General features: G+C 65.3%; 21 protein-coding genes. 7 read left to right on the forward strand and 14 right to left on the reverse strand.

Annotated elements, in window-relative coordinates:
* Positions 1–5 precede the first annotated feature (5 nt).
* The 5 genes from ACH5N8_RS10280 to ACH5N8_RS10300 all read right to left on the reverse strand — a co-directional run bounded on the left by ACH5N8_RS10280 (position 6) and on the right by ACH5N8_RS10300 (position 5,134).
* Entirely contained in the window at positions 6–1,319 is a 1,314-nt protein-coding gene (locus ACH5N8_RS10280; RefSeq protein ID WP_483281233.1) for a replication-associated recombination protein A, read from the reverse strand.
* A gap of 45 nt (positions 1,320–1,364) precedes the next feature.
* On the reverse strand, positions 1,365–1,985 hold the full coding sequence (gene lolA / locus ACH5N8_RS10285; RefSeq protein ID WP_460028040.1) for an outer membrane lipoprotein periplasmic chaperone LolA: 621 nt from the start codon (positions 1,983–1,985) through the stop codon (positions 1,365–1,367).
* A 35-nt stretch (positions 1,986–2,020) separates the two neighbouring features.
* Positions 2,021–3,388: an adenylosuccinate lyase gene (gene purB, locus ACH5N8_RS10290; RefSeq protein WP_483281234.1), complete on the reverse strand. Its 1,368-nt coding sequence runs from the start codon at positions 3,386–3,388 to the stop codon at positions 2,021–2,023.
* Positions 3,389–3,511: 123 nt separating this feature from the next.
* The gene (gene mnmA / locus ACH5N8_RS10295) at positions 3,512–4,657 is read right to left on the reverse strand and encodes a tRNA 2-thiouridine(34) synthase MnmA (protein ID WP_483281235.1); all 1,146 of its coding nucleotides are present in this window, start codon (positions 4,655–4,657) and stop codon (positions 3,512–3,514) included.
* Positions 4,658–4,660: 3 nt separating this feature from the next.
* Positions 4,661–5,134, reverse strand: a complete 474-nt coding sequence (locus tag ACH5N8_RS10300) for an NUDIX hydrolase (RefSeq protein WP_483281236.1) — start codon at positions 5,132–5,134, stop codon at positions 4,661–4,663.
* 199 nt (positions 5,135–5,333) lie between these two features.
* Here ACH5N8_RS10300 and clpS point away from each other — a divergent pair, with 199 nt between their 5' ends.
* Together clpS and clpA are read left to right on the forward strand one after the other, a co-directional pair.
* Positions 5,334–5,654, forward strand: a complete 321-nt coding sequence (gene clpS, locus ACH5N8_RS10305; RefSeq protein WP_460028044.1) for an ATP-dependent Clp protease adapter ClpS — start codon at positions 5,334–5,336, stop codon at positions 5,652–5,654.
* A gap of 87 nt (positions 5,655–5,741) precedes the next feature.
* Positions 5,742–8,006: an ATP-dependent Clp protease ATP-binding subunit ClpA gene (gene clpA / locus ACH5N8_RS10310; protein ID WP_483281237.1), complete on the forward strand. Its 2,265-nt coding sequence runs from the start codon at positions 5,742–5,744 to the stop codon at positions 8,004–8,006.
* 1 nt (position 8,007) lies between these two features.
* Here the strand turns inward: clpA and infA are convergent, their stop codons facing one another.
* The 4 genes from infA to ACH5N8_RS10330 all read right to left on the reverse strand — a co-directional run bounded on the left by infA (position 8,008) and on the right by ACH5N8_RS10330 (position 10,859).
* Positions 8,008–8,226, reverse strand: coding sequence for a translation initiation factor IF-1 (gene infA / locus ACH5N8_RS10315; RefSeq protein WP_460028046.1), 219 nt, complete (start codon positions 8,224–8,226; stop codon positions 8,008–8,010).
* A gap of 76 nt (positions 8,227–8,302) precedes the next feature.
* Positions 8,303–9,022 carry an arginyltransferase gene (locus ACH5N8_RS10320; RefSeq protein ID WP_483281238.1) on the reverse strand — a complete coding sequence of 240 codons (720 nt, stop codon included), beginning with the start codon at positions 9,020–9,022 and terminating at the stop codon, positions 8,303–8,305.
* A complete protein-coding gene (aat, locus tag ACH5N8_RS10325) occupies positions 9,019–9,714 on the reverse strand; it encodes a leucyl/phenylalanyl-tRNA--protein transferase (RefSeq protein ID WP_483281239.1) in 696 nt (231 codons plus the stop codon). The genes ACH5N8_RS10320 and aat overlap by 4 nt, the downstream gene beginning before the upstream one ends.
* A complete protein-coding gene (locus ACH5N8_RS10330) occupies positions 9,711–10,859 on the reverse strand; it encodes a GNAT family N-acetyltransferase (RefSeq protein WP_483281240.1) in 1,149 nt (382 codons plus the stop codon). The genes aat and ACH5N8_RS10330 overlap by 4 nt, the downstream gene beginning before the upstream one ends.
* Before the next feature lie 158 nt (positions 10,860–11,017).
* On the opposite strand from ACH5N8_RS10330, the gene ettA reads away from it, so the two are divergent.
* The 5 genes from ettA to metG all read left to right on the forward strand — a co-directional run bounded on the left by ettA (position 11,018) and on the right by metG (position 19,343).
* Positions 11,018–12,685 (forward strand): energy-dependent translational throttle protein EttA, encoded by a 1,668-nt coding sequence (gene ettA / locus ACH5N8_RS10335; protein WP_460028050.1) that lies wholly within the window; start codon positions 11,018–11,020, stop codon positions 12,683–12,685.
* A gap of 76 nt (positions 12,686–12,761) precedes the next feature.
* Positions 12,762–14,606, forward strand: a complete 1,845-nt coding sequence (locus tag ACH5N8_RS10340; RefSeq protein WP_483281241.1) for a DEAD/DEAH box helicase — start codon at positions 12,762–12,764, stop codon at positions 14,604–14,606.
* Between the two features lie 9 nt (positions 14,607–14,615).
* A complete protein-coding gene (locus ACH5N8_RS10345) occupies positions 14,616–15,506 on the forward strand; it encodes an ATP-binding protein (protein WP_483281242.1) in 891 nt (296 codons plus the stop codon).
* 295 nt (positions 15,507–15,801) lie between these two features.
* The gene (locus ACH5N8_RS10350) at positions 15,802–17,220 is read left to right on the forward strand and encodes a hypothetical protein (RefSeq protein ID WP_483281243.1); all 1,419 of its coding nucleotides are present in this window, start codon (positions 15,802–15,804) and stop codon (positions 17,218–17,220) included.
* 59 nt (positions 17,221–17,279) lie between these two features.
* Entirely contained in the window at positions 17,280–19,343 is a 2,064-nt protein-coding gene (metG, locus tag ACH5N8_RS10355; RefSeq protein ID WP_483281244.1) for a methionine--tRNA ligase, read from the forward strand.
* 18 nt (positions 19,344–19,361) lie between these two features.
* Here the strand turns inward: metG and ACH5N8_RS10360 are convergent, their stop codons facing one another.
* The 5 genes from ACH5N8_RS10360 to pabC are packed head-to-tail and all read right to left on the reverse strand — an operon-like array spanning position 19,362 to position 23,177.
* Positions 19,362–19,742 carry a PilZ domain-containing protein gene (locus ACH5N8_RS10360; protein WP_483281245.1) on the reverse strand — a complete coding sequence of 127 codons (381 nt, stop codon included), beginning with the start codon at positions 19,740–19,742 and terminating at the stop codon, positions 19,362–19,364.
* Positions 19,735–20,730, reverse strand: coding sequence for a DNA polymerase III subunit delta' (locus ACH5N8_RS10365; protein WP_483281246.1), 996 nt, complete (start codon positions 20,728–20,730; stop codon positions 19,735–19,737). Before ACH5N8_RS10365 ends, ACH5N8_RS10360 begins: the two co-directional genes overlap by 8 nt.
* Positions 20,727–21,389 carry a dTMP kinase gene (gene tmk / locus ACH5N8_RS10370; RefSeq protein WP_483281247.1) on the reverse strand — a complete coding sequence of 221 codons (663 nt, stop codon included), beginning with the start codon at positions 21,387–21,389 and terminating at the stop codon, positions 20,727–20,729. The genes ACH5N8_RS10365 and tmk overlap by 4 nt, the downstream gene beginning before the upstream one ends.
* Positions 21,352–22,338, reverse strand: coding sequence for an endolytic transglycosylase MltG (gene mltG, locus ACH5N8_RS10375; protein WP_483281248.1), 987 nt, complete (start codon positions 22,336–22,338; stop codon positions 21,352–21,354). Before mltG ends, tmk begins: the two co-directional genes overlap by 38 nt.
* Positions 22,338–23,177 carry an aminodeoxychorismate lyase gene (pabC, locus tag ACH5N8_RS10380; RefSeq protein WP_483281249.1) on the reverse strand — a complete coding sequence of 280 codons (840 nt, stop codon included), beginning with the start codon at positions 23,175–23,177 and terminating at the stop codon, positions 22,338–22,340. Before pabC ends, mltG begins: the two co-directional genes overlap by 1 nt.
* Between the last annotated feature and the right edge of the window lie 43 nt (positions 23,178–23,220).

Below are 23,220 nucleotides of genomic sequence, written 5' to 3' on the forward strand. Positions count from 1 at the left end.
GCGGCCTACCCCGCCTGCCCGCTGGCCTGATCCAGCGCTTTCAGGCGCGCCAGTTTCTCGGCGATCCTGATCTCCAGTCCGCGCGGCACCGGCCGGTAATACTGGCGCGGGGCCATGCCGTCGGGAAAGTACTGCTCGCCGGCGGCGTAGGCGTCGGGCTCATCGTGGGCGTAGCGATAGGCCTTGCCGTAATCCAGCTGGCGCATCAGGCCGGTCGGCGCGTTGCGCAGATGCAGGGGCACCTCCAGGCTGCCGGTGGCCCGGGCATCGGCGCGCGCCGCCTGATAGGCGACGTAGACGGCATTGCTCTTGGGCGCACAGGCCAGATAAACCAGCGCCTGGGCCATGGCCAGCTCGCCCTCGGGACTGCCCAGCCGTTGTTGCACATCCCAGGCGTTGAGCGCCAGTTCCAGCGCGCGCGGATCGGCGTTGCCGATGTCCTCGCTGGCGATGCGCACGATGCGCCGGGCCAGGTAAAGGGGATCGATGCCCCCATCCAGCATGCGGCAGAACCAGTACAGCGCGGCATCCGGCGCGCTGCCGCGCACCGACTTGTGCAGCGCGGAAATCTGGTTGTAGAAGTCTTCGCCCTGCTTGTCGAAGCGCCGCGCGCCACCGCCGGCCAGCACCTCCCGGGCCAGATCCTCGCCGATGGCATCCGCGCCGCTGTCCAGCAGGTCGACGCTGATTTCCAGGAGATTCAGGAGCTTGCGGGCATCGCCGTCGGCGGCCCGCGCATACCAGCGGCGAATGTCCTCGTTCATGCCGACCGGCCGGGCGCCGTAGCCACGTTCCGGGTCGGTCAGCGCCTGCGCCAGCACGGCCAGGAGGTCGTCCTCGGTCAGGGCGCGCAGCACGTAGACCCGCGACCGGGACAGCAGCGCGTTGTTGAGCTCGAACGAGGGATTCTCGGTCGTCGCGCCGATGAAGGTGAAGGTGCCGTCCTCGACGTGCGGCAGGAAGGCATCCTGCTGCGACTTGTTGAAGCGGTGCACCTCGTCCACGAACAGCAGGGTGCGCCGCCCGGACTGCGCCAGCCGGTGGCGGGCCTCGGCGACCTGCTCGCGAATCTCCCGCACCCCGGACAGGACCGCCGAGAGGGTCACGAACTCGGCCTCGGCATGATGGGCGACCAGCCGGGCCAGGGTGGTCTTGCCGGTGCCGGGCGGCCCCCAGAAGATCATCGAATGCAGGCGGCCGCCGCGGATGGCCTCATGGAGCGGCTTGCCCGGCGCCAGCAGGTGCCGCTGGCCGACATATTCGGCCAGCGTGCGTGGCCGCAGGCGATCGGCCAGGGGGGCCAGCATCGCACCGCTCATGCCGTCGTCAGGAACGTCGGACCGGGACGGCTCCCCGAGCGCGGCTCATTGCCCCTCGAACACATCCACGCCGGCCGGAGGCCTGAAGCTGAACAGGGCCGGGTCGAGCCGGACCCCGGTCTTGAGGTTGTTGAAATAGATGCGCGTCAGCTGGCCGAAGTTGTCGCTCAGCTCCATACCGATCAGGCTGTCATGCTCCAGCCCGATCTGCACGTAGCGGAAACCACTGTCCTCGTTCCTGGGAATCAGCTTGAGGATGGCGATGCCCTCCTCGTCCGACTGGTTCTCGATGGTGAAATTCTTCTCCAGCGGCACCTCGCCGGTCAGCAGCAGGGCCGGGGTCGAACCGATGGCCTGATCGAGCTTCTTGGCCGTCACCTGCTCCAGGTCCTTGTCATAGAACCATACCTTGCCGGTGCTGGAGACGATCTCCTGATGGTAGGGCTGCTGATAGTTCCAGCGGAACTTGCCCGGACGCTGCAGATAGAAAACGCCGCTGCTGCGCTTGCCGAGATTGCCTTTCTCGTCCACCTGCACCTGGGTGAATTCGGCCTGCAGGGTGCTCGCCCGGGCGAGGAAGCCCTTCAGCCGCTGCTCCGGCGTCACCGCCGCGGACAGGGAACAGGAGACGGCCAACAGAATGGGGAATGCGGTGTGTTTCAGCATGTTCGGAAGATGGCGAGAGTGATGCGGGGCGGCCGTCAGTCGAGCGGAAGGGCCCGGGCCAGCTCGGCGGCCAGCCCGGTATAGGTACGCGGGCTCAGCGCCAGCAGCCGCTCGCGGGCGACCTCCGGCAATGCCAGGCCGTCGATGAAGCGGGCCAGCGATTCGGCGTCGATGCGCTGGCCGCGGGTCAGCTCCTTGAGCTTTTCGTAGGGTTTCTCGATGCCATAGCGGCGCATGATGGTCTGGATCGGCTCGGCCAGCACTTCGGGATTGGCGGCCAGATCGGCCTCCAGCGCATCGGCATTGAGCTCCAGCTTGCCGATGCCCTTGAGCGTCGCCTGCAGCGCGATGAGGGTGTGCGCCAGGCCGACGCCGGTATTGCGCAGCACGGTGGAATCGGTGAGGTCGCGCTGCCAGCGGGATATCGGCAGCTTCTCGGCCAGATGCGAGAAGACCGCATTGGCCAGCCCCAGATTGCCCTCGGAGTTCTCGAAATCGATGGGATTGACCTTGTGCGGCATGGTCGAGGAGCCGACCTCGCCGGCCACGGTTTTCTGCCGGAAGAATCCCAGAGAGATGTAGCCCCAGACATCACGGTCGAAATCCATCAGCACGGTATTGAACCGCGACAGGGCATGGAAGGTTTCCGCCAGATAGTCGTGCGGCTCGATCTGCGTGGTGTAGGGGTTGAACACCAGTCCCAGCGACTCGACGAAACGGCGGGCGAAGGCCGGCCAGTCCACATCCGGATAGGCGACGCAGTGGGCGTTGTAGTTGCCGACCGCGCCGTTGATCTTGCCGAGCAGTTCCACGGCGCCGACCTGGCGGGCCTGACGCGCCAGGCGGGCGGCGACATTGGCGAACTCCTTGCCTAGGGTCGAGGGTGTCGCCGGCTGGCCATGGGTGCGCGACAGCATGGGCTGGTCGGCGTGGTCGCGGGCCTTCTCGCCGATGGCGGCGATGACCTTGCGCATGGCCGGCAGCAGCACCGCATCGCGCGCCTCGCGCAGCATCAGGCCGTAGGCCAGGTTGTTGATGTCCTCGGAGGTGCAGGCAAAGTGGATGAATTCGCTGACGGCCTCCAGTTCGGCATGGCCGGCGATCTTTTCCTTGAGGAAATACTCCACCGCCTTGACGTCATGGTTGGTGGTGCGCTCGATCTGCTTCACCCGCCCGGCATCCTCGGCGGTGAAACCGTCGACGATGGCGTTCAGCCGCGCCTGGGCCGTGGCGCTCAGGGCCGGCACCTCGGCGATGACGGGCTCCCCGGCCAAGGCCTGGAGCCAGCGCACCTCGACCAGGACACGGTAGCGGATCAGGCCATATTCGCTGAGGATGGCGCGCAGCGGTTCAACCTTGTCCGCATAGCGGCCGTCGATGGGGGAGAGATCAGTCAAAGCCATGTGTCTGTCCGCTTGGGTCGCGGCCCGGGCCGGGCGGTATGCCGGGCGACAGGCCAGGATGGAAGAAAATCGCAGGAGGGCATTCTATCGCTTCGGTGCCCGGCCCCCGGCATCACCGCACCGTCAGGCCAGCATGGCCATCGTGGCCGGTGGCCGGTCGACGAGCCCGCGCGCCTCGCCCCGGAAACTGGCGGATTCGATGATGCCGCCGCCGAGGCACTCGTCGCCCCGGTAGAAGACCACCGACTGCCCGGGCGTCATAGCCCGCTGCAGCCGCTCGAAGCGCACCCGGCAGCGGCCGCCCTCCAGAAGCGTGACCTCGCAGGCCTGATCGGGCTGGCGGTAACGGGTCTTGGCGGCGCAGCGCAGGGGCGCCGTCGGCGGGCGCTCCCGGCACCAGTCCAGGGTACCGGCCTCCAGGGTATCCGCCAGCAGCAGCGGGTGTTCATGACCCTGGCCGACGATCAGCACGTTCCGTCGCAGATCCTTGGCCAGTACATACCAAGCCTCGTCCGCCGCGCCCCGGATGCCGCCGATGCCGAAACCGCGCCGCTGGCCCAGGGTGTAGTACATCAATCCGTCATGCCGGCCCAGCGCCTGGCCGTCGGCTGTCTCGATGACGCCGGGCTGGGCCGGCAGGTAGCGCTGCAGGAACGCCTTGAACCGCCGTTCGCCGATGAAACAGATGCCGGTGCTGTCGCGCTTGCGGGCATTGTCGAACCCGGCGCGGGCGGCGATGCGGCGAACCTCGGCCTTTTCCAGGTCGCCGATGGGAAACAGGGTCCGGGCCAACGGATCCTGGCCCAGCGTATGGATGAAATAGGTCTGGTCCTTGCCGCTGTCCACGCCCTTGAGCAGACGGTAGCCGCCGTCGCCGTGCGGCTCGATCCGCGCGTAATGGCCGGTGGCGATGCGGTCGGCGCCGAGGTCGCGGGCATAGTCGAGAAAGGCCTTGAACTTGATTTCCTTGTTGCAGAGGATGTCCGGGTTGGGGGTGCGGCCGGCCGCATATTCCCGGAGGAAGACCTCGAACACGTGATCCCAGTATTCGGCGGCGAAATTGACCGTCTGCAGCGGGATGCCGAGCCGGTCGCACACGGCCTGGGCATCGGCCAGGTCCTCCCTGGCGGTGCAGTATTCGGTGCCGTCGTCCTCGTCCCAGTTCTTCATGAACAGCCCGGTGACGGCATGGCCCTGCTCCAGCAGCCGCAGGGCGCTCACCGAGGAATCGACGCCGCCGGACATGCCGACGATCACCCGCCCGGCCATGACTCAGAGCCGCGTGGCCTTGAGCACGGCGAGCGGGTAACGCTCCCCGGCCAGGCAATCGTCGACACAGCGCAGCACCAGTTCGCTGCGATGGCGGTCGCGGCAGGCCGCCAGCTCGTCGCGGGTCAGCCAGACCGGCCGGATGATGCCCTGGTCCAGCGACGCATCGGCCTCGTGCCGGTCGGCACGCGCGGTGATGGCGAGGCGCAGGAAGCTGGCGGCACGGTCGGGCCGGCTCCAGAGGTAGGCACCGACCAGCGCCTCCGGCTGGACGCGCCAGCCGGTTTCCTCGTAGGTTTCGCGCATCAGCGCCTCGATCAGGGATTCGCCGGCCTCGACATGGCCGGCGGGCTGGTTGATCACGTGCCGGCCCCGGTCGTCCCGTTCCTCCACCAGCAGCCAGCGGCCGTCGCGCTCGACCAGGGCAGCCACTGTGACGCGCGGGCGCGCGGCCGTCTGGATAAATTCCGGCGTCATCGGGTCTCAGGAAGAGTGTGGTGGGAACGGCGGCATCGGCGGATGGGCAGCAATTATGCCACAGGGTCGAACCTGACCGGCCGCCGCCAAAGGACCGCCACGGCAGGGACCCATGCCCCGCGCGCAGCTCTGCGACAAGCGAATATCTGGTGCTATAGTTCCAGCCGCATCTTTCATCACCGGATCGATCCCTCGCACCATGGCCCAGCAACCTGATCACAGACTCCGAGACGATCTGGCGGTCGAGGAAGCCAAGCCCCGGCTCAAGCGGCCCCCGCTCTACAAGGTGTTCCTGCTCAACGACGATTTCACGCCCATGGAATTCGTGGTGGACATCCTCAAGATCTTCTTCGGCATGGACGAGGAGAGGGCCACCCAGGTCATGCTGCATGTGCATACCAAGGGCATCGGCGTCTGCGGGGTGTACTCGCGCGACATCGCCGAAACCAAGGTGCGCCAGGTCAACGATTTCTCCCGCCAGCACCAGCATCCCCTGCTCTGCGACATGGAGGAGGCCTGAGTTGAGCCCGCCCCTGTCCGCCCACATAATCGCCGCACAGGCCGCCGGCCAAGGTTCCGGCCTCATGCCCCTCTCAGGAGTTCAATCATGCTGAGCAAAGAACTTGAGATCTCTCTCAACCACGCCTTCCGGACAGCCTACGAGAAGCGGCATGAATTCATCTCCGTCGAACATCTCCTGCTCGCCATGCTGGACAACCCGGCAGCGATGGAGGTACTCAAGGCCTGCGGCGCCAATCTCGACTGGCTGCGGCAGGAACTGCAAGGCTTCCTCGACGAAACCACGCCGCTGATCGCCCCCGGCGTCAAACGGGAGACCCAGCCCACGCTGGGCTTCCAGCGGGTACTGCAGCGCGCGGCCTTCCACGTGCAGTCGTCCGGCAAGCAGGAGGTCAGCGGCGCCAACGTGCTGGTCGCCATCTTCAGCGAGCAGGACTCCCATGCCGTCTACCTGCTCAGCCAGCAGGACATCAGCCGGCTGGACGTGGTCAACTACATCTCCCACGGCATCACCAAGCTGCACGAGGAATCCGACCAGGCACCCGGCGGCGCCCCGGCCAATGACAACGGCGAGCAAGCCGAAGCGAACCCCCTGGAGAAGTTCGCCGAGAATCTCAACGAGCTGGCGCGCTCCGGCAAGATCGACCCCCTGATCGGCCGCCGCGGCGAGGTCGAGCGCACCATCCAGGTGCTGTGCCGGCGGCGCAAGAACAACCCCCTGCTGGTGGGCGAGGCCGGGGTCGGCAAGACGGCCATCGCCGAGGGACTGGCGAAGAAGATCGTCGAGGGCGAGGTTCCGGAGGTCCTGGCCAACAGCACCATCTACGCGCTGGACCTCGGCGCCCTGGTGGCCGGCACCAAGTATCGCGGCGATTTCGAGAAGCGGCTGAAGTCGCTGCTGGCGCAGCTGAAGAAGCAGCCGCACGCCATCCTGTTCATCGACGAAATCCACACCATCATCGGCGCGGGCTCGGCCTCGGGCGGGGTCATGGATGCCTCGAACCTGATCAAGCCGGTGCTGGCCTCGGGCGACCTGCGCTGCATCGGCTCGACCACCTATCAGGAATACCGCGGCATCTTCGAGAAGGATCGCGCCCTGGCCCGCCGTTTCCAGAAGATCGACGTGCTGGAGCCCTCGGTGGACGAGACCTTCCAGATTCTCAAGGGCCTGAAATCGCGCTTCGAGGAACATCACGAGGTCAAATATTCGCTGGCGGCTCTGCGCACGGCCGCCGAGCTGTCCGACCGCTACATCACCGACCGCCACCTGCCGGACAAGGCCATCGATGTGATCGACGAGGCCGGGGCCGGCCAGCGGCTGTTGCCGGCGTCGAAGCGGAAGAAACTGATCGGCACGCTGGAGATCGAGGATATCGTCTCGAAGATCGCCCGCATTCCCCCGAAGACGGTCTCGACCAATGACAAGGACAAGCTGCGCGACCTGGAAAAGAACCTGAAGATGCTGGTGTTCGGCCAGGACGAGGCGATCACGACCCTCGCCGCCGCCATCAAGCTGTCACGGGCCGGCCTGCGCGAGGCACAGAAGCCGATCGGCTGCTTCCTGTTCGCGGGGCCCACCGGCGTCGGCAAGACCGAGGTGACGCGTCAGCTGGCCAAGGTCATGGGCGTCGAGCTGCTGCGCTTCGACATGTCGGAGTACATGGAACGGCATACGGTCTCGCGCCTGATCGGCGCACCGCCCGGCTATGTGGGGTTCGACCAGGGCGGTCTCCTGACCGAGCAGGTCGGCAAGCACCCGCATGCGGTGGTGCTGCTGGACGAGATCGAGAAGGCCCACCCCGATGTCTTCAATCTGCTGCTGCAGGTGATGGATCACGGCACGCTGACCGACAACAACGGCCGCAAGGCGGATTTCCGCAACATCATCCTGATCATGACCACCAATGCCGGCGCCAGCGAGGGCGGCCGGCCATCCATCGGCTTCACCCGCCAGGATCACGCCAGCGACAGCCTGAAGGTCATCGAGCGGACGTTCTCACCGGAATTCCGCAACCGCCTGGACGCCATCATCCAGTTCAGGCCGCTCAGCATCGAGATCATCGCGCAGGTGGTCGACAAGTTCATGTTCGAACTGGAGACGCAGCTGGCGGAGAAACGGGTATCGGTGGTGCTGGAACCGGAAGCCCGGCAATGGCTGGCCGAGCATGGCTTCGACCCGCAGATGGGCGCGCGGCCGATGAGCCGGGTCATCCAGGAGAAGATCAAGAAACCGCTGGCGGAGGCGATCCTGTTCGGAAAACTGGCCACCGGCGGCGTCGCCAGGATCGGCGTGGAAGACGGCGAGCTCTCCTTCTCGGTGGAGGGCGTGCCCGAGGTGTCCGAACCGGCCTGAACTAGCGCTGGCGGAAGGTGATGCGCCCCTTGCTGAGATCGTAGGGGGTCATCTCGACCTTGACGCGGTCGCCGGTCAGGATCCGGATGTAATGCTTGCGCATCTTGCCGGAAATATGGGCCATCACGACGTGCCCGTTATCCAGCTCGACACGGAAGGTGGTGTTGGGCAGGGTCTCGATGACCTTGCCTTCCATCTCGATATGATCTTCTTTCGACATACGCTTTCTGGGTTGGCGGAATTTCCGGGAGACCCCGGAAAAAGCCGCGATCTTACCATATCGGCCACCCGATCCATTAACCGGGATGCAGCCGTTCCCAGCCGCCGTCGGCAAGTCGCTCCAGCGGCCGAAAGCCGGACTTGTAGGCCATCTTCCGGCAGTCCCTGACCCAGAATCCCAGATAGACGTGCGCCTGGCCCCGGCGGCCGGCCTCAGCGACCATCCACAGAATCGCCCACGTACCGAGACTGAGGTGCTCCGCCGACGGCTCGTAGAAGGTATAGACCGCCGACAGGCCGTCCTCCAGCTCGTCCACGACGGCCACCGCCAGCAGCGTTTCGTCCGCGCGAAACTCGACGAAACGGGTGCCCTCCCAGCGCTGGTTGCCGAGGAAGCGCATGAAATCCTCCGGCGAGGCGCCGGCCATCTCGCCATCGGCATGCCGGGCGTCCAGGTAGCGCGTGTAGAGCCGGTAATGCTCCGCCCGGAAAACCGGCGGCAGGACGGTCGCCGCCAGGTGCGCGTTGCGCCTGGCCACCCGCCGCTGCGAACGGTTCGGGCGAAACTCGCGCACCGGGATGCGCACCGGCACGCAGGCCTCGCAGCCGAGGCAATGCGGCCGGTAGACCAGATCGCCGCTACGCCGGAAACCGTTGGCGACCAGCAGGGTATACAGCGATCTGTCCACGGCCAGCTCGGGCGGCACGAAGGCCATGCGCGCCTCGCGGCCCTCGAGATAGCCGCAGGGATGCGGCAGGCCGACGTAAAGCGGCAGGCCGACCTCGCGCTCCGTCATGCCGGCTGCCAGGCGGAAGCGGCCACGGGCGCCTCGCAATGGCGCTCCAGCAGCTCGGTGAACATCTGACGGCTGATGTCCCCGGCGCCCAGACTCTCCAGGTGCGGGGTGTGCACCTGGCAGTCGATCAGTCGATAGCCCCAGGCCGAGAGCTGCCGGCATGCCAGCACGAAGGCCACCTTGGAGGCATCGGCGGCCCGGTGGAACATGGACTCGCCGAAGAACACCTGACCGATGGCCACGCCATACAGCCCGCCGACCAGTTCCCCGTCCCGCCAGGTCTCGAAGGAATGCGCCAGCCCCAGCCGGTGCAGGTGCCCGTAGGCCCGCAGCATCTCGGGCGTCAGCCAGGTACCGCCGGCACCGGTCCGGGGCGCGGAACAGGCCAGGATCACCGCGTCGAAAGCCCGGTCGTAACTGAAGGCGAAGTCACCCCGGCGCAGGCGCTTGCCCAGGCTGCGCGATACCTTCACCGCTTCCGGCGCCAGCACCCAGCGGGGATCGGGCGACCACCAGAGGATGGGTTCGCCGGCGTTGAACCAAGGGAAGATCCCGTGCCGGTAGGCGTTGCGCAATCGCTCCGGCGACAGGCAACCGCCGGCTGCGAGCAGGCCGTTGGGCTCCGCCAGGGCACTCGCCACCGGTGGAAAGGGCTGCGCCCGGTCGTGCGGATCGAGAATCGCGAACATCACGCCTGCCGATAGGGAGAGCGCTCCCCCATGCGTCGGATGTAGTCATCCATCATCGCCGCCTCCCGCTGCAGGAAACGGGCGACAGGCGCCCGAAAGTCCTCATGCGCCAGCCAATGACAGGAGGCGGTGCGCGCCGGCAGGAAACCGCGGCTGATCTTGTGCTCGCCCTGGGCGCCGGGCTCGAAGCGGCGCAGACCGCGGGCGATGCAGAACTCGATGCCCTGGTAATAGCAGGCCTCGAAATGCAGGCCCGGTATCTCCTCGCGACAGCCCCAGTAGCGCCCGTAGAGGGCATCGTCGCCCACCAGGAAATAGGCGGCAGCGACGATCTCGCCCGCCCGGCGGGCCAGCACCAGGCGCACCCGGGAACCCAGCGTTGCCGCCAGCTGCCGGAAGAAGGCCAGGGTAAGCGCGGGGAAATTGCCATGCCGGTCAAAGGTGTCGCGGTACAGTGCGTGGAAGGCGGCCCATTCGCGGGCCGAGACCTCCTCGCCGGCGAGCGGGACCAGCTCCACGCCAGCCTCCCGTACCTGCCGCCGCTCGCGCTGGATTTCCTTGCGCCGCTTGGCGGTCAGCGCGGCGAGGAAATGCTCGAAGCTCTGGTAACCCCGGTTTTCCCAGTGGAACTGGCAACCGGTGCGCCGCAGCAGGCCCGGCGCCTGCGTCAGTTCGTCATCGGTCGGGAACAGCCAGTGCAGGGACGAAACACCCAGCGAGCGCGCTGCCTCGATGGCGGCCCCGATCAACCGCGCGACCAGAGCGGGCTCGCGGAGGTCGGGACGGACGAGCAGCCGCGGACCGGTGGCCGGCGTGAAGGGCGATGCCGCCACCAGCTTGGGATAGTAGGTCCGCCCGGCCCGTTCGTGCGCCTCGGCCCAGGCCCAGTCGAAGACGAATTCACCGAAGGAATTGGATTTGAGGTACAGCGGCAGCGCTGCCAACAGCTCGCCCGACGGATCCGTCAGCGTCAGCGGCAGGGGAAACCAGCCGACCCGGTCGCCGAGACAGCCACCCTCCTCCAGGGCGAGCAGGAATTCGTGCCGCAGGCAGGGGAAGCCGGCGCAGCCCAGACGGTTCCACGCATCGCGGGCGATGGCGGCCATCCCGTCCTCCAGCAGCCGGACCTGCAAGCCGTTGGAAGCCATGTAGCAGGCGGTGTCAGCCGCGCCGGGAGCGCGGCCGTATCGGGCGTTCGCGGCCCGCTTGTGGGATAATGTGCGCCTTTCCCGGATACCGGCAGCTGGCGTCAGCCATGCTCGTCCCGGCCCCGTTCTCCTCGTTCCGCAATTCCAGTTGCTCTCAAATGGCTCAATACGTTTATACCATGAACCGCGTGGGCAAGGTCGTGCCCCCGAAACGCGAGATTCTCAGGGATATTTCCCTGTCCTTCTTCCCCGGCGCCAAGATCGGTGTCCTGGGCCTGAACGGTTCCGGCAAGTCGACGCTGCTGCGCATCATGGCCGGCGTCGACACCGAATTCAACGGCGAGGCGCGCGCCCAGTCCGGCATCAACATCGGCTACCTGCCGCAGGAACCGCAACTCGACGCCAGCAAAACCGTGCGCGGCAATGTCGAGGAGGCCCTGTCCCATGTCAAGAATGCCCTGACCCGGCTGGATGAGGTCTACGCGGCCTATGCCGAGCCGGATGCCGACTTCGATGCTCTGGCCGCCGAACAGGCCAGGCTCGAAGGCATCATCCAGGCCAGCGATGGTCACAATCTGGAGCGCACCCTCGAAATCGCCGCCGACGCCCTGCGTCTGCCCGATTGGGACGCCGACGTGACCAAGCTATCCGGTGGCGAAAAGCGCCGCGTGGCGCTGTGCCGGCTGCTGCTGTCCGGTCCCGATATGCTGCTGCTGGACGAACCGACCAACCACCTGGACGCCGAATCGGTGGCCTGGCTGGAGCGCTTCCTGCACGACTTCCCCGGTACCGTCATCGCCGTCACCCATGATCGCTACTTCCTCGACAACGTGGCCGGCTGGATCCTTGAACTTGACCGCGGTCACGGCATCCCCTGGGAAGGCAATTACTCCACCTGGCTCGAACAGAAGGAGAAGCGACTGGAAATCGAGGAAAAGCAGGAGAGCGCCCGCCAGAAGGCCATGAAGGCGGAACTGGAGTGGGTGCGCGCCAACCCCAAGGGCCGCCATGCCAAGAGCAAGGCCCGCCTCCAACGCTTCGAGGAACTCACCAACCAGGAGACTCAGAAGCGCAACGAGACCAAGGAAATCTACATCCCGCCGGGCCCGCGCCTGGGCGACGTGGTGGTGGAGGTCGAAGGTCTGCGCAAGGGCTTCGGCGACCGCCTGCTGATCGACGATCTCAGCTTCCGCCTGCCGCCCGGTGGCATCGTCGGCATCATCGGCCCCAACGGCGCCGGCAAGACCACCCTGTTCCGCATGATCGCGGGGACCGAGCAGCCAGACGGCGGCACCATCCGCCACGGCGAGACGGTGAAGGTTTCCCACGTCGATCAAACCCGCGACCATCTGGACGACAACAAGACCGTCTGGGAGGAAATCTCCGACGGGCTGGACATGATCACCGTCGGCAGCTACACCACGCCGTCCCGTGCCTACTGCGGCCGCTTCAACTTCAAGGGCTCCGACCAGCAGAAACGCATCGGCGACCTGTCCGGCGGCGAACGCAACCGCGTCCACCTGGCCAAGCTGCTGAAGAGCGGCGGCAACGTCCTGCTCCTGGACGAACCGACCAACGACCTCGATGTGGAAACCCTGCGCGCGCTGGAGGAAGCCCTGCTCGACTTCCCCGGCTGCGCCGTGGTGATATCGCATGACCGCTGGTTCCTGGACCGCATCGCCACCCACATCCTGGCCTTCGAAGGCGACAGCAAGGTGGTCTGGTTCGAGGGCAACTACGCCGACTACGAGGCCGACCGCAAGCGCCGTCTGGGCGACGAGGCCGACAACCCCCACCGCATCCGCTACAAACCCCTGGCCGGCTGAGCCGGCCCACCCCCTGAGGGCGGCCCCGCCAAGCGGGGTCCGCCTTTGCCTCTTGATCCCATCTGCACCGGACTCCATGACAGAAACCCCGCAAACCTTCGCCGAACTCGACCTGCCCCTCACCCTGCTGGAAACGGTCCGGGAAATCGGCTACGAATCGCCCTCCCCCATTCAGGCCGCCAGCATCCCGCACCTGCTGGCCGGACGCGACCTGCTCGGCCAGGCCCAGACCGGTACCGGCAAGACGGCCGCCTTCGCCCTGCCGATCCTGAGCCGCATCGACGTATCGCGGCGCGTCCCCCAGGCCCTGGTACTGGCGCCGACCCGCGAACTGGCGATCCAGGTCGCCGAGGCCTTCCAGACCTATGCCCGCCATCTGGAGGGCTTCCACATCCTGCCGGTCTACGGCGGCCAGGGCATGGGCCAGCAGCTGCGCCAGCTGGCGCGCGGCGTCCATGTCATCGTCGGCACCCCCGGCCGGGTCATGGATCACCTGCGCCGCGAGACCCTCAATCTCGACCAGTTGCAGACCCTGGTGCTGGACGAGGCCGATGAAATGCTGCGCATGGGCTTCATCGAGGATGTCGAATGGATCCTCGAACACACGCCCGACACCCGGCAGACCGCCCTGTTCTCGGCCACCATGCCGCCGGTCATCAAGAAGATCGCCAACCGGCATCTGCGCGATCCGGCCGAGATCAAGATCCAGAGCAAGACCTCCACCGTGGAGGCCATCAATCAGCAATACTGGCTGGTATCGGGCCTGCAGAAGCTGGAGGCGCTGACCCGCATCCTCGATGCCGACGACATCGACGCGATGATCATCTTCGTCCGCACCAAGACCGAGACCGTCGAACTGGCCGAGAAGCTGGAGGCGCGCGGCTACGAGGCGGCGGCACTGAACGGCGACATGAGCCAGGCCCTGCGCGAGAAGGTCATCGACCGGCTGAAGAAGGGCGCGCTGGACATCGTCATCGCCACCGACGTCGCCGCGCGCGGACTGGACGTGGAACGCATCACCCACGTGGTCAACTACGACATCCCCTACGACACCGAGACCTATGTCCATCGCATCGGCCGCACCGGCCGGGCCGGACGCAAGGGCACGGCGATCCTGTTCGTCGCTCCGCGCGAGCGGCGGATGCTGCGCGCCATCGAGCAGGCCACGCGGCAACCGATCCAGCAGATGCGCCTGCCGACCCTGCGTGACATCGCCGACCGGCGCATCGAGCAGTTCAAGGCGCAGCTGGTGGAAACGCTGGACAACCAGGACGTGACCTTCTATCGCGACCTGATCGACCGGCTGGTGGCCGAGGAGATCGGCGAGCCGGCCGACATCGCCGCCGCCATCGCCCACCTGCTGTACCGCGAGCGCCCCCTGGCCGCCGTCGACGAGCCGGAGCCGCCGGTACGCGAGTTCGCGCCACGCGATGCCGACGACTCGCGCCGGCCATCGCGTCACGGCGAACGATTCGAACGCGACGCCAACCGTGGGCCGGGCCGGCGCAACGAGGGCCGTGGCGATTTCCAGCGTCCGGAGGGCCATCTGCAGGCCTTCACCCTCGACGTGGGCCGGGTCCACGGCGTCATGCCCAAGGACATCGTCGGCGCCATCGCCAACGAGGGCGGCATCCCGGCGCGCCAGATCGGCGCCATCAAGCTGTTCGACAGCTACAGCACGGTGGAGCTGCCGGCGGGTCTGCCGCGCGCGGTGTTCCAGGCCTTGTCGCGGACCTGGGTGCGAGGCCAGCGCATCAACCTGCAGCCGGCCGAGGGCCACGGGTCCGGCCGACCACCGGCCAAGCGCAAGTACGGCGGCGACAAGCCCGCTGGGGACCTGCCACCGCGCAAGCGCAAGATTGAGGGGCTGGTCATGCCGGTATCCAAACGCCGCCGGAAACCCGAAGCCGATGCGGAGTAACCACCGGCCATGGTCGATCTGAACCCGATCATCGCCCAGTTGCAGGCGCTCAACGATACGTTGGCGCGCCTGGCGCCACCGCCGGCGCAGGAACCCGACTGGTCGGCCCTGGCCTTTCGCTGGCAGGGCAGCCAACATCGCCAGCCGCTGCTGGCCATCCCGGCCATCCAGAAGCTGGCGCTGGACGATCTGCTCGGCATCGACCGGCAGAAGCAAGCGCTGCTGTGTAACACGCGTCAGTTCCTGCAGGGGCTGCCCTGCAACCATGCCCTGCTCTGGGGTTCCCGGGGGACCGGCAAGTCGTCGCTGATCAAGGCATTGCTGGGCGAACTGGCCGAACGGGGCCTGCGCGTCGTCGAGGTCAACCGACAACACCTCATCGAATTGCCGGCGATCCAGGAGATCCTGCGCAAGCGTCCGGAAAGGTTCGTCCTCTATTGCGACGATCTCGCCTTCGAGGCGGACGACGCCGGCTACAAGGCGCTCAAGGCGATACTGGAAGGCTCGCTCGACGCGCAAGCGGACAATGTGTTGATCTACGCCACCTCCAACCGCCGCCACCTGCTGCCGGAGTACGCCGAGGAGAACCGCCAGGCGCGATGGGTGGAGGGCGAATTGCACCAAGGCGAGGCGGTGGAGGAAAAAATCTCCCTGTCCGAGCGTTTCGGCGTCTGGCTATCGTTCCACCCCTTCAACCAGGATCAGTACCTGGCCATCGTCATCCACTGGCTGGACCGGCTGGGGAACCGCGATGACCGGGAAACCGCCCGTCATGAGGCTCTGACCTATGCCTTGTTGCGCGGCTCCCGCAGCGGCCGGGTCGCCTGGCAGTTTGCAAAGGACTGGGCGGGTCGGCGGGGATTGTCATCGAGTCTGCTTGAGTTACAACCAGAGCGATAGCGCCCGACCATTTCGTTCGAGGGACATGGAAGGTCGATTATCATATTCATGCACTAAACGTGAAATATAGTATACTATCAAAATGACAGATCCAGTAACTCATATAGGACTGATCGACTAAAGCATCTGTCTCTGATGCATAACTAAGCGACTGGTTCGCGGGGGCCTTGCTTCTCGCAGCAAGATACCTTGCATGATGTCATGGTGGCATTGCTCAAAAACCAGTAGTGACGCCACAGGCATAGATAAGCCTGGCCCTCCACACTCATCATCAGTTTCAACAAGAAATCGAAGCATGACAAGAGAAATCCCGCTCAACGACCACACCCCAGAAGATGAGATCTCGATTGCTGATATTCTGAGCAAGCTATGGCGACGAAGAGGACTTATCCTAAGCATCACACTGTTGAGCAGCAGCATCGGCCTTATCTATATTCTTCTTGGCGCCACAACAAAAAAAACACCTGTCACCCTCTTCGTCGAGCTAAGCGGCATCAAGAACGACACATATCCGAATGGCGCGGCATTTTCACCTCAAGACCTGAAGTCCCCCGATGTTCTAAGGGCCTTATACGATAAGTACAAGCCTAAAGACCAAAACACATTTCCCGAACACCTAGAGGTTAACTATGGCTCTGACCTCATGCTCGGAACACATGAAAACTACAAGCAGCAGCTCGCACAGAAGGGACTATCAGCAGGAGACATACAAAAAATCAACTCCGACTACAAATCCGCACTGGAGGAAATCGCTCGCCGTGGGCTTGAGATAAGATTCTATTATCAGGAAGCGGGACTTTCCCTGGCCGAGGGCAAAGCGCTGATCAATGAAGTACCAAGACTCTGGAATGATACCTATATCAAGAACTATCGTGTTCTGCTTGATCCCAAGCTGGCGGAAATACCCGGCAAGGCACGCAGCATATCCCTTGACACCACAACAGGGCTATTAGAAGCCTCACAATACATCAAAAACACGATTGCAGGGCTAAAAATCCTGATCGGCGATAATCGGTTCGCTGCACTGACGAATGCGGATGGGCATACGGCGTTCGATATCCTGAAAAGGATCGAGTTCCTCAGAGAAGTCCGCTTCCTCCCGCTGATGGCGTCCTCGCTGCAGAGGCAGGATATCGCCTCCCGGGGATACGCACGGAACATAAAACTTCAGATCGAAGAGATTGATCGAAATCTGGACGCGCTCAACGCATTATCCCAGGAAACCATCAGTTTCCAGCGCTCCAACAACGCGACCAGTACGAACCAAAAATCAAGCCCGGAGGGCAACCTGCAACTCTCCGACTCAATGCTATCCGAAATCCTCAAGCTCTCCAATCAAGCCTCGCTGAGTGACTTCCTGAAGGACATTCTGACCTCTAGGCGCGAACTTGCCTTCAAGCGCTCGACCTTGCAAGGAGAACTGGATCGCTTGACGGCGGACAACAATGCGAGCTATGACTCGTCCTACATCAAGGAGGTCTCGGCATTGCTTAGCGAGATCCTTAACGAATATCAACTTCTGGTGGAAAAGGCAAAGACCACCGCCTCATCGAATATTCAAAGCTTCTACACACCAATCGGCACACCGGAATCGTTCACGTCAAAATGGCCGGACAGATCCTTGCTGATACTTTCTCTTAGCATTCTCGTCGGCCTGTTCCTGTCAGCAGCAATAGCTCTCCTACTGCCGGAAAAGTCCAGACCTTCGCAGTAAAAGCACGCGCGAATATCGCCATCATGCCTGCGCATCAACCATCGGGCTACTTGAGAATCATGACTCCACGCAAAATCCTCGTCACCAGCGCCCTGCCCTATGCCAACGGCCCGATCCACCTGGGCCATCTCGTGGAATACATCCAGACCGACATCTGGGTGCGATTCCAGAAGATGCGCGGGCATGAGTGCCATTACGTCTGCGCCGACGATACCCATGGTACGCCGATCATGCTGCGGGCGGAGAAGGAAGGCATCACGCCGGAGGCACTGATCGCCCGGGTGCAGCAGGAGCACGAACGCGATTTTGCCGGCTTCCATGTCCAGTTCGACCAGTATTACTCGACGCACTCGGAGGAAACGCGGCAGTTCGCGGCCACGATTTACGAACGCCTGAAATCCAACGGGCTGATCGAGTCGCGCAGCATCGAGCAATACTACGATCCCGAAAAGGCGATGTTCCTGCCGGACCGCTTCATCAAGGGCGAGTGTCCGCGTTGCCATGCCAAGGACCAGTACGGGGATTCCTGCGAAGCCTGCGGCGCGACGTATTCGCCGACCGACTTAATCAATCCTTATTCGGCCGTCTCCGGCGCGACGCCGGTGCGCAAGGAATCGGTGCATTATTTCTTCAAGCTTGGCCAGTGCGAGGATTTCCTCAAGCAATGGACGCGGGCTGGTCATCTGCAGACGGAAGCGGCCAACAAGATGGCGGAATGGTTCGAGGCCGGGCTGGCCGACTGGGACATTTCCCGCGACGCGCCCTATTTCGGCTTCGAAATTCCCGATGCGCCGGGCAAGTTCTTCTACGTGTGGCTGGACGCGCCCATCGGCTACATGGGCAGCTTCGCCAAGCTGTGCGAAAAACTGGGACTGAATTTCGAGGATTACTGGCGCAAGGATTCCGCCGCCGAGTTGTATCACTTCATCGGCAAGGACATTCTGTATTTCCATGCGCTGTTCTGGCCGGCCATGCTGGAATATTCGGATTTCCGCACACCGACGAACATCTTCGCCCACGGCTTTCTGACGGTGAACGGCGAAAAGATGTCGAAATCGCGCGGTACCTTCATCACGGCCGAGAGTTATCTCAGTCAGGGCCTGAACCCGGAATGGCTTCGCTATTACTATGCCTGCAAGCTGAACGGCAGCATGGAGGATATCGACCTCAACCTCGAGGATTTCGTGCTGCGGGTCAATTCCGACCTGGTCGGCAAATACGTCAACATCGCCAGCCGCACGGCCGGCTTCGTGACCAAGCTGCTGGATGGCCAACTGGATCTCGGCTTCTGGAATACGACAGAGGGTCAGGCGCTGCTTGACGGGCAACGCGATGCCGCGAACGCCATTGCCGAGGCCTACGAGAACCGCGATTACGCCAGAGCCACCCGCGAAATCATGCGCATCGCCGATACCATCAACGAATACGTCAACGACCAGGAGCCCTGGAAGGTCGCGAAGCTCGATGACCAGCGCGAACGGCTTCAGACGATCTGCACCCGCAGCCTGCAAGGCTTCCATACCCTTTCGGTGCTGCTTTCCCCACTTTTGCCGCAACTCACTTCGCGCGTCGCCACGGAATTCTTCGGCATGGACCGCGATTTCAACTGGAATGATCTCGGGCAGCCGGTGGCATCCATCCAGCCCTATCAGCATCTGATGACACGGGTCGATCCCCAGCAGGTCGAGACTCTGGTCGAAAGCAACAAACAGAATCTGCAGGCCACCCAGCCGGAACCCCATTCCGAGCAGCGCCATGCCGAGCATCAGCAGCATGCCATCCAGCCGATCGCCGACACCATCGGCATCGAGGATTTCGCCAGGATCGACCTGCGCATCGCCCGCATCGCCAAGGCGGACCATGTGCCGGGCGCGGACAAGCTGTTGCAGCTGACGCTGGACATCGGCGAGGCCCAGCCGCGCAATGTCTTCGCTGGCATCAAGTCGGCCTACGATCCCTCGCAACTGACAGGAAAGCTGACGGTGATGGTCGCCAACCTGGCACCGCGCAAGATGAAGTTCGGGCTTTCCGAAGGCATGGTGCTGGCGGCCAGCGACGAACGCGGCGGGCCGTTCGTGCTGATCCCCGACGAAGGCGCCCAGCCGGGCATGCGCGTGAAATAGGCCGGGAGGACAGCTCGCTCAGAAGGTCTGGGTGGGCTGCTTGCTGTCCCGGTAGGCGACCAGATAGCGCTCGATGCGCTCCCGGATCGACTTGCCCTCCTTGTCGTCGAACTGGATGCCGATACCCTGCGGGCGGCGGTTTTCCCCCTGATGCGGGGAGATGAACACGACCTTGCCGACGACCGGGATGCGCTCGGGCTCGTTCATCAGATGCAGCAGCAGGAACACCTCGTCGCCGAGCCGGTAGCGGCGCTGTGTGGGGATGAACAGCCCGCCGCCTCTGACCCAGGGCATGTAGTAGGCGTACAGCACGCCGGCATCGCGCATGCCCAGCGACAGCATGCCCAGGTTGGCCATCGGCAGGTCCTCGCCCGCGCGCGACCCCGGCTGCTCATCCATGCCGGCTGCCCAGCCGCGACCAGCGAATCAGGGTCTCCTCCAGCAACAGCTGCCGGTTGGCCTGGGTTCCCAGTGCCTGCCGGAGGGCCAGCAGTTCCCGCCAGTAGTTCAGCAGGCCGCGCGGACCCAGGCCGGCCGCCAGCCACTGCAACTCGGGCAGGACATCGGCATTGCGCACCCTCCGGGGCGAAGCGCCCACGGCCAGGCGGATCAGATCCGGGAGCCAGGACAGCATCCAGTCCAGGCACTCCTCGTGCGACAGACCATGCCAGCGTTCGGCCACCACCACCGGATCCTGCCGCTGGTCGGCGATGGCGCGGAATTCCTCGAATACCCGCCGGCGCCGTTCGACGACATCGCTGTCCGCCAGCGCCAGGGCCCGCAGCGGCGAGCCACCGGCGGCGTTCAGCAACGTATCCACCGCGATTCCCGGCTGCCGCAGCGACAGCCAGTGGGCCGCCTCCGCGGCCGTGGGCGGGGTAATGGCAATCTTCTGGCAGCGGCTGAGGATGGTCGGCGGCAACCGGGAAGGCGCCTCGGCAACCAGGATGATCAGGTTGTGTTCGGCCGGCTCCTCCAGCGTCTTCAGCAAGGCATTGGCGGAACTGACGTTCATCTGCTCGGCCCGTTCGATGAGCGAAACCCGGTAGCCCTCGTACTGGGATTTCAGGGCCAGATCGCCAATCAGCTTGCGGATGGCGTCGACCTTGATCGGCTTGCCCGGCTCCTCGGGCGCGATCCGCCGATAGTCGGGATGCGTCCCGGCCGCGAGCAGATGGCAGCCGGCACATCGGCCACAGGGCCGTGTGCCGGCACCGGTGCACAGCAGCCGGTGGGCGAAGCGCTCGGCCAGGGCCCCCTTGCCCAGACCGCTGGGACCGTGGATCAGCAGAGCCTGGGGCAGACGACCGCCCTCGACATGCGCCTGCAACCGTTCCCAGGCCGGCAGGAGCCAGGGGTGGAGTTCGCCTTCGGGAGCCGCGTTCATTCGTCGTGGCCCAGGAGTTCGTCCAGATGGACGGCAATGCGCGCCTGCACCTCGGCCAGCGTGCCGGACGCATCCACGCGACGGATGCGCCGTGGCTGCTGTGCCGCGCGTTCCCGATAGGCGGCGCGCACACGCTGGAAGAAGGCATCCGTCTCCGCTTCGAAGCGGTCCATGCTGCCCCGGCGGCGCGCCCTCGCCAGGCCAAGTTCGACGGGAACGTCCAGCAGCAGCGTGAGGTCCGGTTGCAGCCCGGCCTGCACCCACGCCTCCAGCTGGGCGATGACAGCCAGCGGTACGCCACGGCCGCCGCCCTGGTAGGCATAGCTGGCGTCGGTAAAGCGGTCGCACAGCACCCAGCGGCCCGCCGCCAGGGCCGGCCGGATGACATCGCGCAGATGCTGGGCACGGGCGGCGAAGACCAGCAGCAGCTCGGCCTGCGCGTCGATCTCGCCATCGCCCAGCAACAGGCCGCGCACGCGCTCACCCAGGGGTGTTCCGCCCGGCTCGCGGGTGCGGACCAGATCGATGCCGCGCGCCCGCAGATAATCCTCGATGAAACCGAGGTTGGTGGTCTTGCCGACCCCTTCCCCGCCCTCGAGGGTAATGAAACGGGGCCGCATGTCAGCGGCGCCGCTGGAACTGGTCGACCGCACGCTCATGCTCCTCCAGCGTCGCCGAAAACACATGTGAACCATCGCCGCGAGCGACGAAATAGAGACTGCCACCCGCCGCGGGATGCAGGGCGGCACGGATGGACTGGCGGCCGGGCAGCGCGATCGGCGTCGGCGGCAGGCCGCTGCGGGTATAGGTGTTGTAGGGCGTGTCGCGCCGCAGATCCTCCCTGCGGATGTTGCCCTGGAACTGCTCGCCCATGCCGTAGATGACGGTCGGATCGGTCTGCAGGCGCATGCCCTGCAACAGACGCCGCACGAAGACACCGGCGATGGCCGGCCGTTCGCTGGCCTGCCCGGTCTCCTTCTCGACGATGGACGCCAGGGTCAGCGCCTCTTCCGGGCTGTTGAGCGGCAGGTTCGGGGCGCGGTCCTGCCATTCGGCCGCGAGGATGGCGCGCATTTTGCGGTGGGCCTGCCTGAGAATGTCGAGATCGGAGGTGTGCCGACCGGTGAAATAGGTGTCGGGGAAGAACTGGCCTTCCGGGAGCAGGCCCGGCGATCCGAGCAGCGCCATGATGTCCTCGGCTGTCCGTCCGGCGGTTTCCTGCCGGAGGTTCGGATGCCGCGCCAGCGCCTCGCGCATCTGCCTGAAGGTCCAGCCCTCGATGATGGTGACCGGCTCCTGCCGGGATCGGCCGCTGACCAGCATGTCCAGCAGACCGCGTGCCGTGGTGCCCGGCGGGATTTCATACTCGCCGAACTTGAGATCGCCACTGACGCCGCGGGTCGCCGCCAGCAGCCGCAGCCACACGGGCTCGACCACGATCCGCCGCTGGCGAAGCTCCTGGGCCACGGCGGCGAGTCCCTGCCCCTTGTGAACCATCAGGCGCTCGCTCTGGCGGATGGGCAGGGGACGGTCGAGGCTGGAGCGGTAATCGGCATGGATCCACAGCCCCAGCAACAACAGGGCGAAAAGGCCGGCGACCCCGCGCATCAGGCGGGCACGGCGGCCCGTTCCGCCGCCTCGTGCAACCATGCGCGGAACTTGTGGGTCCAGGGGCCCACGGGGTATTCGCGCACCCCGATCAGCTCGCGCACGGGCCAGAGCCCGATGACGCTGTTGCTCAGGAAGACTTCATCCGCCGCCAGCAGGTCGGCGGGGATGAGGCGGGTCTCCTGGCACGCCAGGCCCAGCCGGTCCGCCGCCTGCCACACCAGGGTGCGCATGACGCCCTGGATGCCACAGCGGTCCAGCCGGGGCGTCAGCAGGCAGCCGTCCCGGACGAGGAACAGGTTGCTCTGCGTGCCCTCGACCACGAAGCCCTCCGCGTCCAGCATGATGCCCTCGGCAACCTCGGGATCGGACCACTCCGAGCGTGCCAGCACCTGCTCCAGACGGTTCAGGTGCTTGATGCCGGCCAGCGAGGGATTGATGCCCAGGCGGGTGTGGCAACACCGGACCGTCACGCCGGCAGTGGCGTGGGTCGGCGGATACGCGACGGGCGGGTGGAGAGCCAGCACACGGGTGGGGGCAACGCTGTCCGGCGGACGGTAACCGCGTCCGCCGATGCCGCGGGTCAGCATGATCTTCAGCACGCCGTCGCGGCAATCACCGATCAGCGCGCGAACCTCCCCGGTCAGCACGGCCCTGTCGGGTTCAGGCAATCCCAGTCGACCGGCGTCCCGGGCCAGCCGCTGCAGATGCAGGTCGAGGAACAGCGGCGAGCCGGCCACCACGCGCAGGGTGGTGAAGATGCCGTCGCCATACTGAAAGCCGCGGTCCAGCACGGCGACGCTATCACGCGAGTGGCCATCGACCAGCATCCGCGTCATGGCAGCGCCCGGACGGAGGCGAGCCTGCCGGGCCGCCATCCGG

The organism is Methyloparacoccus sp. NF-16 (assembly GCF_056880625.1).

Bases quoted from the DNA above. Each gene is read 5' to 3' on its own strand.
- ACH5N8_RS10280 (WP_483281233.1), bottom strand. From the start codon at position 1,319: ATGAGCGGTGCGATGCTGGCCCCCCTGGCCGATCGCCTGCGGCCACGC.
- lolA (WP_460028040.1), bottom strand. From the start codon at position 1,985: ATGCTGAAACACACCGCATTCCCCATTCTGTTGGCCGTCTCCTGTTCC.
- purB (WP_483281234.1), bottom strand. From the start codon at position 3,388: ATGGCTTTGACTGATCTCTCCCCCATCGACGGCCGCTATGCGGACAAG.
- mnmA (WP_483281235.1), bottom strand. From the start codon at position 4,657: ATGGCCGGGCGGGTGATCGTCGGCATGTCCGGCGGCGTCGATTCCTCG.
- ACH5N8_RS10300 (WP_483281236.1), bottom strand. From the start codon at position 5,134: ATGACGCCGGAATTTATCCAGACGGCCGCGCGCCCGCGCGTCACAGTG.
- clpS (WP_460028044.1), top strand. From the start codon at position 5,334: ATGGCCCAGCAACCTGATCACAGACTCCGAGACGATCTGGCGGTCGAG.
- clpA (WP_483281237.1), top strand. From the start codon at position 5,742: ATGCTGAGCAAAGAACTTGAGATCTCTCTCAACCACGCCTTCCGGACA.
- infA (WP_460028046.1), bottom strand. From the start codon at position 8,226: ATGTCGAAAGAAGATCATATCGAGATGGAAGGCAAGGTCATCGAGACC.
- ACH5N8_RS10320 (WP_483281238.1), bottom strand. From the start codon at position 9,022: ATGACGGAGCGCGAGGTCGGCCTGCCGCTTTACGTCGGCCTGCCGCAT.
- ACH5N8_RS10330 (WP_483281240.1), bottom strand. From the start codon at position 10,859: ATGGCTTCCAACGGCTTGCAGGTCCGGCTGCTGGAGGACGGGATGGCC.
- ettA (WP_460028050.1), top strand. From the start codon at position 11,018: ATGGCTCAATACGTTTATACCATGAACCGCGTGGGCAAGGTCGTGCCC.
- ACH5N8_RS10340 (WP_483281241.1), top strand. From the start codon at position 12,762: ATGACAGAAACCCCGCAAACCTTCGCCGAACTCGACCTGCCCCTCACC.
- ACH5N8_RS10345 (WP_483281242.1), top strand. From the start codon at position 14,616: ATGGTCGATCTGAACCCGATCATCGCCCAGTTGCAGGCGCTCAACGAT.
- ACH5N8_RS10350 (WP_483281243.1), top strand. From the start codon at position 15,802: ATGACAAGAGAAATCCCGCTCAACGACCACACCCCAGAAGATGAGATC.
- metG (WP_483281244.1), top strand. From the start codon at position 17,280: ATGACTCCACGCAAAATCCTCGTCACCAGCGCCCTGCCCTATGCCAAC.
- ACH5N8_RS10360 (WP_483281245.1), bottom strand. From the start codon at position 19,742: ATGGATGAGCAGCCGGGGTCGCGCGCGGGCGAGGACCTGCCGATGGCC.
- ACH5N8_RS10365 (WP_483281246.1), bottom strand. From the start codon at position 20,730: ATGAACGCGGCTCCCGAAGGCGAACTCCACCCCTGGCTCCTGCCGGCC.
- tmk (WP_483281247.1), bottom strand. From the start codon at position 21,389: ATGAGCGTGCGGTCGACCAGTTCCAGCGGCGCCGCTGACATGCGGCCC.
- mltG (WP_483281248.1), bottom strand. From the start codon at position 22,338: ATGCGCGGGGTCGCCGGCCTTTTCGCCCTGTTGTTGCTGGGGCTGTGG.
- pabC (WP_483281249.1), bottom strand. From the start codon at position 23,177: ATGACGCGGATGCTGGTCGATGGCCACTCGCGTGATAGCGTCGCCGTG.